The 13,091-nt window shown below is 38.4% G+C and carries 12 protein-coding genes; 9 read left to right on the top strand and 3 right to left on the bottom strand.

Annotated features, from left to right (window positions below; genetic code table 11):
- Positions 1 to 98 precede the first annotated feature (98 nt).
- Genes IGJ23_RS01785 through mgtE form a run of 4 tightly spaced genes read left to right on the top strand, consistent with a single transcriptional unit; the run spans position 99 to position 3,855 of the window.
- Positions 99 to 800, top strand: a complete 702-nt coding sequence (locus tag IGJ23_RS01785; RefSeq protein WP_010720170.1) for a GTP pyrophosphokinase — start codon at positions 99 to 101, stop codon at positions 798 to 800.
- Positions 778 to 1,575, top strand: coding sequence for an NAD kinase (locus IGJ23_RS01790; RefSeq protein ID WP_010720169.1), 798 nt, complete (start codon positions 778 to 780; stop codon positions 1,573 to 1,575). Before IGJ23_RS01785 ends, IGJ23_RS01790 begins: the two co-directional genes overlap by 23 nt.
- A gap of 1 nt (position 1,576) precedes the next feature.
- Entirely contained in the window at positions 1,577 to 2,476 is a 900-nt protein-coding gene (locus IGJ23_RS01795) for an RluA family pseudouridine synthase (protein WP_438774554.1), read from the top strand.
- Between the two features lie 17 nt (positions 2,477 to 2,493).
- Positions 2,494 to 3,855 (top strand): magnesium transporter, encoded by a 1,362-nt coding sequence (gene mgtE, locus IGJ23_RS01800; protein ID WP_034699476.1) that lies wholly within the window; start codon positions 2,494 to 2,496, stop codon positions 3,853 to 3,855.
- A gap of 105 nt (positions 3,856 to 3,960) precedes the next feature.
- Here the strand turns inward: mgtE and IGJ23_RS01805 are convergent, their stop codons facing one another.
- On the bottom strand, positions 3,961 to 4,599 hold the full coding sequence (locus tag IGJ23_RS01805) for a copper homeostasis protein CutC (RefSeq protein WP_438774555.1): 639 nt from the start codon (positions 4,597 to 4,599) through the stop codon (positions 3,961 to 3,963).
- A gap of 140 nt (positions 4,600 to 4,739) precedes the next feature.
- Here IGJ23_RS01805 and IGJ23_RS01810 point away from each other — a divergent pair, with 140 nt between their 5' ends.
- The 4 genes from IGJ23_RS01810 to recD2 all read left to right on the top strand — a co-directional run bounded on the left by IGJ23_RS01810 (position 4,740) and on the right by recD2 (position 9,877).
- Positions 4,740 to 5,597 (top strand): methyltransferase domain-containing protein, encoded by an 858-nt coding sequence (locus IGJ23_RS01810; RefSeq protein WP_010720165.1) that lies wholly within the window; start codon positions 4,740 to 4,742, stop codon positions 5,595 to 5,597.
- A gap of 221 nt (positions 5,598 to 5,818) precedes the next feature.
- On the top strand, positions 5,819 to 6,322 hold the full coding sequence (trmL, locus tag IGJ23_RS01815; protein ID WP_010720164.1) for a tRNA (uridine(34)/cytosine(34)/5-carboxymethylaminomethyluridine(34)-2'-O)-methyltransferase TrmL: 504 nt from the start codon (positions 5,819 to 5,821) through the stop codon (positions 6,320 to 6,322).
- Positions 6,323 to 6,585: 263 nt separating this feature from the next.
- On the top strand, positions 6,586 to 7,242 hold the full coding sequence (locus IGJ23_RS01820) for a histidine phosphatase family protein (protein ID WP_034699484.1): 657 nt from the start codon (positions 6,586 to 6,588) through the stop codon (positions 7,240 to 7,242).
- 19 nt (positions 7,243 to 7,261) lie between these two features.
- Positions 7,262 to 9,877, top strand: coding sequence for an SF1B family DNA helicase RecD2 (recD2, locus tag IGJ23_RS01825; RefSeq protein ID WP_438774556.1), 2,616 nt, complete (start codon positions 7,262 to 7,264; stop codon positions 9,875 to 9,877).
- Between the two features lie 424 nt (positions 9,878 to 10,301).
- On the opposite strand, the gene IGJ23_RS01830 is transcribed toward recD2, so the two are convergent.
- Entirely contained in the window at positions 10,302 to 11,279 is a 978-nt protein-coding gene (locus tag IGJ23_RS01830; protein ID WP_160231781.1) for a diacylglycerol/lipid kinase family protein, read from the bottom strand.
- Between the two features lie 426 nt (positions 11,280 to 11,705).
- Between IGJ23_RS01830 and IGJ23_RS01835 the strand changes: the two genes are divergently transcribed.
- On the top strand, positions 11,706 to 12,209 hold the full coding sequence (locus tag IGJ23_RS01835) for a QueT transporter family protein (protein WP_010720160.1): 504 nt from the start codon (positions 11,706 to 11,708) through the stop codon (positions 12,207 to 12,209).
- Between the two features lie 218 nt (positions 12,210 to 12,427).
- Here IGJ23_RS01835 and cbpA read toward each other — a convergent pair whose 3' ends face one another.
- Positions 12,428 to 13,069, bottom strand: a complete 642-nt coding sequence (cbpA, locus tag IGJ23_RS01840; RefSeq protein WP_010738510.1) for a cyclic di-AMP binding protein CbpA — start codon at positions 13,067 to 13,069, stop codon at positions 12,428 to 12,430.
- Positions 13,070 to 13,091 lie beyond the last annotated feature (22 nt).

The following is a 13,091-nucleotide window of genomic DNA, read 5'->3' on the forward strand; positions in this document are numbered from 1 at the left end:
TTTTCCTTTTTGGTCAATACAAAAAGCCGAGAGGTACAAAAAAACTTCATTTATATGTTAAAATAGAAAAGAATGTTAACGAAGTAGAGGGATCAGCGATGGAACGAGATTGGGAAGAGTTTTTAGCACCGTATGAACAAACAGTATCAGAATTAAAAGTAAAGTTACGCGGGATCCGTAAGCAATTCAGAGAACAAAACCGACATGTTCCGATTGAGTTTGTTACTGGACGAGTCAAACCAGTCGATAGCATTGTGACAAAATCACAGCTGCGTCATATTCCGATGAGCCGTTTAGAAGAAGAAATGTCTGATATTGCTGGATTACGAATCATGTGTCAGTTTGTAGAAGATATCCACCAAGTAGTAGATATCATTCGTAAAAGAAAAGATATGAAAGTGATTCAAGAAAGAGATTATATTACAAATAAAAAAGCCAGTGGGTATCGTTCGTATCATTTAGTGATTGAGTATCCTGTTCAGTTGATCAGTGGCGAAAAGAAAATTTTAGCTGAAATTCAAATCCGGACGTTAGCTATGAACTTTTGGGCGACAATCGAACACTCATTGAACTATAAATATCAAGGCGTGTTTCCTGAAGAAATGAGTGAAAGACTCCAACGTGCGGCAGAAGCGGCTTATCAATTGGACGAAGAAATGTCCAATATTCGGGAAGAAATCCAAGAAGCTCAACGTCTATTTTCCCATGGAAGAGGAAAACGAGATGACGTTTACTATCGTACCGTATTAAATAGAGAGAAAAAAGAGGAGGTCACGGATGAAAGTAGCGATCGTTCATAACCAAGAAGCGAAAACAATTGAAGTTACCGAACGATTGAAAGCTCTTTTGACACAATCGGCTATTCAAATCGACGGACAACGCCCCGATTTAGTGATTTCTGTAGGTGGTGATGGGACGTTATTGTCCGCTTTTCACAAGTATAGCCATCTATTAAATGAAGTTCGTTTTTTAGGGGTCCATACAGGGCACTTAGGTTTTTATACGGATTGGCGTGACTATGAATTGGAAGAATTAGTCAATAGCTTACAGACCAATCAAGAACAAAGTGTAAGTTATCCTTTGCTCGATATAAAGATCAGTTATTTAGATGATAAGCCGGCAAAACATTTCTTGGCTTTGAATGAATCCACGATTAAACGATCAAATCGGACGATGGTTGCCGATGTATATATCAAAAATGAATTGTTTGAAAGTTTCAGAGGGGACGGATTGGCTGTGTCTACGCCAACAGGTTCAACCGCTTATAATAAAAGTATCGGCGGGGCAGTTATTCATCCGAGTATCAATGCCTTTCAGTTAACTGAAATTGCTTCATTAAATAATCGAGTCTTTCGTACACTCGGTTCGCCTATGGTCATCGCACAAGACGAATGGCTGGAAATCAAATTAGAAAATACAGAGGATTATCTTGTTACAGTCGACCAATTGGATATTAAGGAATCGAATATTCGTTCCATCTATTATCGCATTGCAAAAGAGCGAATTCATTTTGCTTCTTATCGCCATATGCATTTTTGGCATCGTGTAAAAGATTCCTTTATTGGTGAGGGATAACATGGAATTTGTGTGGACGTATGAAAAAAATCATCCGCAGCAGATAAAATATTTTTTAAAAGAAAAAGGAATTTCTAAAGGTTTGTTAGCGAAAATCAAATTTCAAGGTGGCGAGATCAAAGTAAATGGTCAAACTGAAAATGTCTTGTTTTCTCTATCGTACAATGATAAGGTAACGATTGTCATTCCAGCAGAAGGCGAACATGAAACGGTGCTTTTAGATGAAACACCGATCGAGATCGTTTACGAAGATGAACATCTTTTAGTTGTGAATAAACCAGCTGGCATCTCTTCGATTCCAGCACAATATCATCCAAACTATACGATGGCTAATCGAGTAAAAGCTTATTACAAACGACAAGGTTACGAAAATCAAGTTATTCATGTGGTGACAAGACTAGATCGGGATACTTCTGGGTTGATGTTGTTTGCCAAACATGGCTTTGCTCATGCAAAGTTAGATGTACAGCTTCGAGAAAAACGATTTGTGAAGAAATACCAAGCACTTGTGAGTGGCGAAATAACTAAATTGGCACCCCACGGCTGGATTGACCTTCCAATTGCGAGAGACCAATCTTCTTTACTGAAACGGATGGTTTCGACAGCTGGGCGAAGCGCACAAACCGAATATTGGTTAACGAAAAACACCGCAGAGGTTGCTTTGGTAGATATCCAACTGCATACGGGGAGAACCCATCAAATCAGAGTTCATTTTTCAGAAATTGGCTGTGCGCTATTAGGAGATGAAATGTATGGTGGGCGTATGGATCTTGGAATAGCAAGACAAGCTTTACATTGTTACGACCTGCGTTTTGATCATCCTTTTACACAGGAACGATTGGAATTTAAACAGCCTTTGGCTAAAGATATGGCGACTGTTCTCCAGCATTTTGAAAGTTAGGGTGAGGTGAGATAGAGTTGGATGAAAATCAAGAACTAGAGGAACGATTTGCCCAGTTACTACAGGATTTAAGAGAAAATAACCTACAGGAATTTAGAAATAGTTTCCTGGAAATGCATATTTACGAGCAGGGGCAATTCTATCAATCTCTGAACGAAGAGGATCGTCAACTGATCTATTCCTACTTATCTCCTAAAGAATTGGCAGATATGTTTGATGTGATTGAAGAAGACAATGAATATATGAAAGAGTATTTAGCTGAAATGCGTCCGAGTTATGCTGCAGAAATGCTTTCAGAGATGTATACCGATAATGCGGTAGATTTGCTAAATACCTTAGATAAAAAACAAGTCGCTAAATATTTAAGTTTAATGACTGCTGACGATGCTAGTGAAATCAAAGAGTTATTACACTATGAAGATGAAACAGCTGGCGCGATCATGACGACAGAATTTGTTTCGATCGTGGCGAATCAAACGGTTCGTTCTGCGATGTATGTCTTAAAAAACGAAGCAGATGTAGCTGAAACCATTTACTATATCTATGTCGTCAATCAAGAAGAACAATTGGTTGGAGTTATTTCATTGCGGGATTTGATCGTTAATGATGATGATGCAATGATCTCTGACTTGATGAGCGAACGTGTGTTATCCGTCCATGTGGGAGATGACCAAGAAGATGTCGCGCAAACCTTTCGTGATTATGACTTTCTAGCATTACCCGTAACAGATTACGATGACCATCTACTGGGGATCGTAACAGTTGATGATATTATTGATGTTATTGATGATGAGGCTGCAAGTGATTATTCTGGTTTGGCAGGGGTCAATGTTGAGGAAATCAATGAAAATCCCGTGAAGTCAGCTGCTAGACGTCTTCCTTGGTTGATCACCTTATTATTTTTAGGGATGTCTACGGCTTCGTTGATCAGCCATTACGAAGAACTGGTGAGTGAAGCAAGTATTTTAGCCGTCTTCATTTCGTTGATCACCGGAACTGCGGGGAATGCTGGCACCCAATCATTGGCGGTTGCAGTTCGCCGTTTGGCTGTTTCTGACGACAAAGATGCTGGTTTTGTCCGTTTGATTCTAGCTGAAGTACTCACAGGACTTGTGACAGGGGCAATCACTGGCTTGACGATCTTTTTGATTGTAGGAATTTGGAAACATAACTTTATTTTAGGCTTTGTGATTGGGATTGCCATGTTATTTGCGATTACTGTAGCCAACTTGGCAGGAAGCTTGATTCCGATGTTGATGGATCGCTTAGGGTTTGATCCTGCCGTGGCTAGTGGTCCTTTTATTACCACCTTGAGCGATTTGACTAGTGTCTTGATCTATTTCAACATCGCTTCATTGTTTATGGGGTATTTTATGTAGCCATTCCTTTTGAGATGGTGAAACAAGTCTGTGATAAAAATAAAAAACGTAAGGAGCAAAGTAATCAACTTGCTTCTTACGTTTTTATTATTACTAGAAAAAAATTTAGTCGAATGAAACGATCTTTGTTCCATGAACTTCATTCACGCCTAGTTCTTTGGCAACATGTTCTGCATTTTTGTAATCGATCTTGCCACCAGGTAAGATGATCAGACGTCCGTCAGCATAAGCAATCAATTTTTTTAAATGGTCAAAATTGGCTTCAATTGGTGCGTTCGCATCTCCACCATGAGTTAAAATCCGGTCTACACCGTGTTCAACCAGCCAATCAATCGCTTCAAATTGCCGTTCCTGCGGGATACAATCAAAAGCCATGTGGAACGTGATTTGTAGACCTTCTGAGGTTTCGATCAATAATTCCATTGCCTCTTCATCGATCCAATTTGAAGGAGTCAAACAGCCTATAACTACGCCATCTGTACCTAATTTCTTCGCTTCGATTAAATCAGTATGCATGATCTTTAATTCAATATCATTATAGACAAAATCGCCACCTCGTGGTCGGATAATTGTCATTACAGGTACTTCTTTTTCATTGGCATAGCTTAAAACTTCTTCGATCACTCCGGTGCTAGGTGTGGTTCCGCCAGCAGCTAAGTTATCGCATAATTCGATCCGTTTTGCTCCCTTAGCAATTGCTAGAGGAATGGAAGTATAATTTTCTGCACAAAATTCTTTGATCATTTGCCTGCTCCTTTATCATTCGCCTTCTTCTTCTAAAATTGTACCATATTTTTTGTAGTTGCTAAAGTTTTCTTCTAACGGTAAGATGAAAAGGGAATAAAGCAATATTCAACGATTAAAACAAGAAATGAGCAAAAAAAATGTTAAAAAAAATTGATCAAGGTCGCCAATTTTTAAAGGGAAATCAACAGCTGTTCCGATGCCCACTTTGCCATGCTGGAGTAGCAGTCACTGAGAACGGTTTGGTTTGTCATCAGAACCATCGCTTCGACTTATCCAAAAAAGGCACGCTTTACTTTTTATCTCATGGGGTAAAAACGGAATATGATCAGAGTATGTTTGATCCCAGACGTAGAATGATCCAAGCAGGGATGTATCAGCCTGTGATCGACTTGTTAGCACAACAAGTATCGCAGGGATCAGAGGTCTTAGATGTTGGCTGTGGCGAAGGAAGCTTTTTAAATGAATTAGCACGACTGCAACCGTTGAAAAAGGCCGTAGGTTTTGATCTTTCTAAAGAAGGTGTTTATGCGGCTACTGCTCAGCCGGTCGAGGCGTTTTGGTGTGTAGCAGATTTAACCAATCTTCCTTTTGAAGACCAAACATTTACTACAATTCTAAATATTTTTTCGCCTTCTCACTATAAAGAATTTCAACGTGTGCTAACCGATGATGGGGAAGTCTTGAAAATCGTTCCGCAACAAGATTATTTAAAAGAATTACGCCAAGCGTTTTATCCAGACCAGCCTGAGAAACAACAGTATTCAAATGAACGAGTGGTGGCTAAGTTTGCGGAGTCCCTAGAATTGACTGAACGTCGGCGTGTTACCTACGAATTTGATATCCCAGAAAAAAATCGGCAAGATTTGTTAGCGATGTCTCCGCTCGAATGGCAAGTCAGTCAAGACGTCAAAGAGCGTGTGTACCAGAATCCTTTGAAAAAGATTACAATTGACGTAGAATTATTAAAAGGAAATAAGAGAAAACGATTGCAATGAAATTATTCATTTCTAAAGGTTGCAAAAAGAGTTTGTTGATGATATAGTAACGACAAGTTGTTTTTTCATTGGTTTTTATCAGGTTCCTGTTCTGATAAAAGTTAGTGAGAAGAGCTTCACTAACGTAACGACTCGCAGTGACTGACACCGAGTTGATACGTTTTTTTTTATGCCAAAATCACTACTAGTTAGTTAACATATAGATGAGAGGATGGATCTTAATGAACCATATCGTTTTATTTGAACCATTGATTCCAGCAAATACTGGAAACATTGCCCGAACTTGTGCAGCAACCAATACGCCCTTGCACTTGATTGAACCGTTAGGATTTTCAACAGATGATAAACATCTAAAACGTGCAGGATTGGATTATTGGAACGATGTCAATATTACCTATCATCAAAATTTAGATGCTTTTATGGCTTATTTAGGGGAACGTAAACTTCATTTGGTATCGAAGTTTGCCCATAAAGTATATAGTGACGAAAATTTTGCTGATGGAGAAGACCATTTCTTTTTATTCGGCAAGGAGACAACAGGTTTACCTGAAGAATTTATGCGTGAAAATGAAGAAAAATGTTTAAGAATCCCAATGAATGACGAACATGTCCGTTCATTGAATCTCTCAAATACGGCTGCAATGATCGTCTATGAAGCATTGCGCCAACAAGGATTTCCTAATTTAGAGTTAACGCACCATTATGAAAATGATAAACTAGACTAGAGGTCATTTTCCAAGTGCTCTGATTCAAGCATTAAGGAGAAACAAAGAAAAACAGCTTTTCATGTTTTACTTGGTTTGGACTTAATGCACAGAATCAACTTGGAAAATACCGTTTATCAAGAGGTCATTTATCAAGTATTCTGATTCAATACGAATAATCACAAGGACTTTTTATTGAAGGAGTTCTTTGTTTTTAAGGAACAAATTTTATAAAATAGTAGCATCATCTTTGTCTAAATGAGCCTATAAGGAGTCCGATATAAATGGAATTATATTTTACCCGACATGGAAAAACACAATGGAATCTCGAACGCCGTTTTCAAGGAAGCCAAGGCGACTCACCACTTTTACCTGAAAGCTATGAGGAAATCAAAGCATTTGGTAAAAAAGTGAAGTATGTACCATTTAAAGCAATCTATTCAAGTACCGCTAAGCGTGCCCGTGACACAGCCGAAGGGATCAACCAAGAATTAGCGCATCCAGTCGAAATTATTTATACTGATAAATTAAGAGAATTGGGTTTAGGAGAATTAGAAGGTCAATCAATTGATGAAATGTACGAACGATATCCGGAAAACCTTCCCAATCTACGTAACCACTTAGATCGTTATGATCCGACACCTTTTAAAGGAGAAGCGATCGAATGTGCCATTACTCGTATTGAAACAGCTGTGGCTGATGCCGTTGCTTTACATGATGGACCGATCTTGTTTGTTGGACATGGGGCATCATTAACTGCGGCGATCCAATGGTTGACAGGAAAAAAACTGAGTCAACTAAGAGAAATGGGTGGCTTATATAATAGTAGTTTGACGATTTTAGAAACAGGAGAACCCAACAATTTGTTGCCTTATGAATTAAAAGTTTGGAACGAAATTGACTTTTTAGGAAAAGAGACAAAACCAGAACCATTACTCTAATTGGAAAGGAGGCGGCAAGATGCAGCCAGAAGAAATGCCTTATTTTGTTGGTACAGTTGCCGCAATCTTTTTTCAAAATCCAAGTAATTTTTATAAAGTACTGTTGGTTCGGCTCACTGAAACAACAGCTGACTATCGTGAAAAAGAAATTGTGGTCACTGGAAGCTTTGGTGAGATCCAAGAAAATGAGCTTTATCGTTTTTACGGCGAATTAGTCGATCATCCTAAATATGGGCGACAGTTAAAGGTTGAACGTTATGAGCAGGAGAAACCAACAACAGTCAACGGGATCGTGGGTTATCTATCCAGTGAAAAATTTCCTGGGATTGGCAAGAAAACAGCTGAGAAGATCGTGGAGCAACTAGGTGAAGAAGCGATTGAAAAAATCATCGAAGAGCCGTCCGTATTAGAACAAATCGCAGGCTTGAATCAAGCCAAAAGAGACATGATCGTTGAGACGATTCGTTTGAACCATGGGATGGATCAAGTGATCATGGGCTTGAATCGTTATGGCTTTGGTAGTCAGTTAGCTTTTAGTATCTATCAAGCATATAAAAATGAAGCTTTAGATATCATCCAGGAAAACCCCTATCAGTTAGTCGAAGATGTGGAAGGAATCGGCTTTAAAAGAGCAGATAATCTTGCAGAACAATTAGGGATCGCGGCTGATTCACCAAGACGGATTCGAGCTGCAGTTTTACATCAGATTTTTCAACATGCTGTTCAAACTGGCGATACATATGTACCAGCTGAAACGCTTCTTCATCAAACAATCAAAATTCTGGAAACCAGTCGACCAATTGAGATCCAACCTGATCAAGTGGCGACGGTCATTATTCAACTTGTGGAAGAAGGTAAGATCCAACAAGAAGAAACCAATCTCTATGAAAATAGTCTGTATTTCTCAGAATGGGGGATCGGTAACTCGATCCAACGGTTACTTAGTCGGAAAAAAGAAATCAACTATGACGAAAAAGAAGTGCAGAAAAACATTCGGCGAATTGAAAAAATATTTGGTATCCAATATGGAGAATCGCAAGAAAAAGCAATTTCGGAAGCAATCCGATCACCTTTATTTATTTTAACTGGGGGTCCCGGTACAGGGAAAACAACAGTTATCAATGGGATCGTCAACTTGTTTGCAGAATTAAATGGCTTAGAATTAGATCCAAACAAATATACCCAAGAAATTTTTCCGATCCTACTGGCTGCACCAACTGGTCGAGCAGCCAAACGAATGAATGAGACGACAGGATTACCTGCCAGCACGATCCATCGACTACTAGGTTTGAATGGTCGAGAAAAATCTCCTTCAGTAAGTACGAAAGAATTAGAAGGTGGGTTGTTGATCATCGATGAAATGTCGATGGTCGATACATGGCTAGCTAATACGCTATTTAAAGCCATCCCTACCAACATGCAAGTGATTTTAGTAGGAGATAAAGATCAATTACCTTCTGTCGGACCGGGACAAGTCTTGCATGATTTATTAGGAATTGACCAAATCCCGAAAGTGGAATTGAATCAAATTTATCGGCAGGGAGACGGATCAAGTATTATCCCCCTTGCTCATGAAATCAAAGAAGGTCATTTACCAAGTGATTTTTTGCAAAATCAAAAAGATCGTTCTTTCTTTCGAAGCGATGCCTATAGTATCGAACCTTTAATCGCAAAGATTGTTGAAAAAGCCAAAAATAAAGGCTTCACTGCACAAGATATCCAAGTCTTGGCGCCAATGTACCGTGGACCAGCTGGAATCGATGCGTTAAACAAAATGATGCAGTCGATTTTTAACCCTGGAGGTGCAGGGCGGAAAGAAGTCCACTGGAATGAGACTGTTTATCGAATCGGTGATAAAGTATTACAATTAGTGAACACACCTGAACTCAATGTGTTTAATGGTGATATGGGTGAGATCACGGGGATCGTGTTAGCGAAAGATTCAGAAGATAAAGTGGATGAATTAGTGATTCAATTTGATGCGAATGAAGTGACTTACAAACGCAATGAATGGAATAAAATCACCCTTTCTTATTGTTGCTCGATCCATAAATCTCAAGGAAGCGAATTTAAGATGGTCATTTTGCCGATGGTTCATCAGTACCAACGGATGTTGCAACGAAATCTTCTCTACACGGCTGTCACAAGAAGTAAAGAACTATTGATTCTACTTGGAGAAGAACAAGCGTACGTTACTTGCGTTGCGAATGAATCGGCTAGTCGAATGACGACATTGAAGAAACGGATCGAAGAAAATGACAGTATGAGTCTTGTTACACGAACGAAACTTGTCGCTTATGAAGATTCCCTTGTAGGTAATGATCCTTTTGAAGAAGGAAATTATACCAAGGCGGGAGAAACTGCTCATCCCGTAAAAGCAGAGACAAGTCAACAAGCCACTCAAGAAAATGCCGTAGATTCAACGGAGGGAAATGTTGGCGATGATCTCTTTACTTTATCAGTAGAACAAGACACAACCGAAACGGCTGTCGAATCAAAAGTGATGGAAGAAGCACCAACAGAGCAACTACCAAAAACATATATTTTAACAACCGAAGCGATTGAAAAACAGTGGATTGATCCAATGATTGGGATGGAGCAAGAGGCTGTGAAAGAAGCGTTTAGCTCCGAATAAGAGAGGATTTTTTTAAATAGCTCCTCATATTTTAGAAAATCATCGCTAATTGTTGAGGAGTTGTTTCTTGAACGCCGTGAATCAGAGGTCGTGAAAACATCGGGTAGCTCTGATGACAATAAGAAAGAATTTTTTGAAACAGCTTCTCATGTTTTGAAAAATTCAGGCTTATTTCAAGGAGCTGATGTTTGAAAACCGTTTATTCGTTTTTAGAGATACTAGAAGAGCCTGAGGCAAGTTTTGGCTCAGGCTCACTTGAATCGCTCCTAATTAGAATGTTACTTATTTTTTAAGAGCCAAGAGATAGATAAAGACCGCAAAAGTTAGCCCAACAAGTCTGACTTTTGCGGTCTCTTCAATATCTACAGCTCTTTTTATGGGGTTATCTTACCCATGGAAGAAAATGTATATAAAATAGGCAAAATCAATGTGACACGTTACACCAAAACAGTTGCTTTTTGGTAGCTAATTGCAAATCAAAAGGTTGTTTTTGGCTATCTTCACCATCTTCTTGACCATACTGAGGAACAGTTGATAGTATGCGCAATTTGCTAGTAGTAAAATGATGGAAATTTTTTGATTTCATTTGCTTTTTCTGTAGTAATAAGAAGATGATTCCCAAGATTTTGAATAAATTCACTCGTTCAACAACAACTAGATCGATCGTTGGTTTGGCAATTTCTGCTGTCGGCGCAATCGCTACACCGCCACCAAAATAAGGATGGTTCGTTGCAGTACATAAAAAGGCTTTGTCAAAACTGATTTGTTTTCCGCCAATGTCCACTAAGATTGGAAACCCTTTTTGCCAAAAAAAGACACGTAGGATAGAAAATAGGTAAGCAAAAGAACCTAAATTATATTTATTTAATTTTGTTTTTGAAGTAGAGTGGTTTGTAGCATGGACGATTGCCGCATCTAAGCCAATGCCAAAATTGTTTACTACTACACCTTGTTTGTCACTCACTTTTTCCTCGTAAGTTAAGAGGTTGATTTCTTGAGGTTTGTTCGTCTTTAGGATATTTTCTAATGCTTTCTCGGCATTTCTAGGTAACCCAATCCCTCGAGCGAAATCATTGCCAGAGCCTGCGGGAATATAGGCTACTGGAAATGCCACATCTAGTTGATAAAAGGTATTTAACACTTGATGCAGTGTGCCATCACCACCGATGATCACGAGTAAGGGAAATTCAGACTCGCTTTCTTGTGGTTCGTCTGTCCATTCAACTAATGTTTCTTTCGCTAACTCTTCGGCAATTTTAGCATCATGCCCTGGATACTCACTGTATTGGATCGAATAGTGAAGCTTTTTTTCGGCAAATAGCGGAATCATTTTTTCTGCTACTTTTTTACCAGCACCACTTCCAGCAGCTGGATTGATCAATAAGTAATAATGGAAATTCATTTTTACCTCCTGCATCTGATTCAGAAGATGAGTAAATCTCACTCATTCCACTCATTCATTAAAATAGAAAAAATGATCAAACTATTTTTTGCTTAGTCATTTAGTGAACAAGCAACTGAAACTTCTATCGTTAATTTTACATGGTTTGTGTCTTAGCGAAACTAAGAAAACAAACATTATTTTTTATCCTTGGCTATTATAGCAGAGAAGAGGAATTTTGAAAAAGCACCGTGCATAAATAAGAGGTAAAGTTCACCCTGATTTGAATAAATAGCATGGAAGCAAAAGACTTATATTTAGAGAACGTTTTTTGTAGGAGCAGTTTCAAATCGCGGGGATATCTGCTATAATGAATCCTTGCTTATGACAGCTGCGGTTCATCAACCATCCCGCATTAAAAAAACTAGGAGAAATGAGGAATATTTTATGCAAAAAACGGTGGAACGCCAACGATTGATGGTCGTTGTAGTAAATGGAATCATTATGGCTTTGTATTTGGCACTTACGATTTTAGTGGCACCAGTCTCTTCTGGACCTATTCAATTTCGTATTTCTGAAAGCTTGAATCACTTAGTAGTCTTCAACCGGAAATTACTTTGGGGCGTGTTAGGTGGCGTCATTGTCTATAACGCATTTTTTGGTTTTGGTATATTAGATGTGGTCTATGGTGGGGGACAAACCTTGATTTCATTGGGGTTGACTGCTTTGCTACAAAATAAAGTAAAGAATGTCAAAATAAGATTAGCATTAAATACGCTTTTCTTTACAATTAGTATGGGATTGATTGCGTACATGTTGGTACCAACTGGTGGACAAGCATTTTGGACAACTTACGGTACGCTAGCTTTGAGTGAGTTCATCATTATGGCTATTTCTGCACCATTGATGTATTACTTGGATCGTTCCCTAGACTTTGAAAAAAGAGTATAGCGATCAATAGGTAGATAGAGGAAAACCTGTTAATCAGTTAAAATATATTTATAAAAAGGGATAACAGTAGTTAAAAGAAATTCATCTTTAGCTACTGTTTTTATTTCTGAAAAATTAGCGGATTGAACCAACCGTTATTGATTCTATCCGCTAATCTTAGTATGTTTTTTTCTATCGTAAAGTCGTAAAGTCGTAAAGTTGACTGATCCTTTACACATTTATTCAGGGTTTTGTAAATTTTCGATTTCGATCACTTTGTAATTTTTCTTTTCAAGATGGTTCACGATCGTGTCGCAAACTTTTTGATCTGTATGTGCAGGTAACGTGATCAGTGTACGACGGATGTATTCTTCTTTTTCAATATCTAACGTGATGCAACTTGCGATACTACTATGTTTTGCGATGATTTTAGCGATCGTAGCTAAATCTCCTTGTTTTCCAGTAGAAGCAATCGTTAAAACATAGCTGCCTTGTTCTACGCTCCAAGATTGTGAAAGCATGTTTAGCAATGTACTGTGGGTCAAAATACCGTAGAAATGATTGTCATTGTCAAGAACAGCGATATAAGGCAACTCTTTGATCGTAAAAAATATTTTAAAGAATGAAGTATCTAAATAAATGAATTTTGTTGCATTTTTCAAGAGGTGGGTGACGGGTAAAGTCATATCTCCACCATTCGCTTTGTGACGATAAATGTGCATTTTGTAAATATTTCCACGGAAAATATTTCCTGAAGCATCTAAAATTGGCACACAACGATAACCAGAGGATTCTAGAATCGCTAAGGCTTCTTCCAAGGTACTAGTTTCTGTGACAGTTGTTAAATCTTTTTTCTTATATACGAGTGTTTTTAGTAGCATAAAGTTACCTCCATGTATCTCA

Source organism: Enterococcus sp. DIV1682a, from assembly GCF_051711005.1.
Classification (GTDB): domain Bacteria; phylum Bacillota; class Bacilli; order Lactobacillales; family Enterococcaceae; genus Enterococcus_B; species Enterococcus_B hirae.

Coding starts and splice junctions, on each gene's coding strand:
- IGJ23_RS01830 (WP_160231781.1), bottom strand. CDS start 11,279: ATGAATTTCCATTATTACTTATTGATCAATCCAGCTGCTGGAAGTGGT.
- IGJ23_RS01790 (WP_010720169.1), top strand. CDS start 778: ATGAAAGTAGCGATCGTTCATAACCAAGAAGCGAAAACAATTGAAGTT.
- IGJ23_RS01835 (WP_010720160.1), top strand. CDS start 11,706: ATGCAAAAAACGGTGGAACGCCAACGATTGATGGTCGTTGTAGTAAAT.
- cbpA (WP_010738510.1), bottom strand. CDS start 13,069: ATGCTACTAAAAACACTCGTATATAAGAAAAAAGATTTAACAACTGTC.
- recD2 (WP_438774556.1), top strand. CDS start 7,262: ATGCAGCCAGAAGAAATGCCTTATTTTGTTGGTACAGTTGCCGCAATC.
- IGJ23_RS01805 (WP_438774555.1), bottom strand. CDS start 4,599: ATGATCAAAGAATTTTGTGCAGAAAATTATACTTCCATTCCTCTAGCA.
- IGJ23_RS01810 (WP_010720165.1), top strand. CDS start 4,740: ATGTTAAAAAAAATTGATCAAGGTCGCCAATTTTTAAAGGGAAATCAA.
- IGJ23_RS01820 (WP_034699484.1), top strand. CDS start 6,586: ATGGAATTATATTTTACCCGACATGGAAAAACACAATGGAATCTCGAA.
- IGJ23_RS01795 (WP_438774554.1), top strand. CDS start 1,577: ATGGAATTTGTGTGGACGTATGAAAAAAATCATCCGCAGCAGATAAAA.
- trmL (WP_010720164.1), top strand. CDS start 5,819: ATGAACCATATCGTTTTATTTGAACCATTGATTCCAGCAAATACTGGA.
- IGJ23_RS01785 (WP_010720170.1), top strand. CDS start 99: ATGGAACGAGATTGGGAAGAGTTTTTAGCACCGTATGAACAAACAGTA.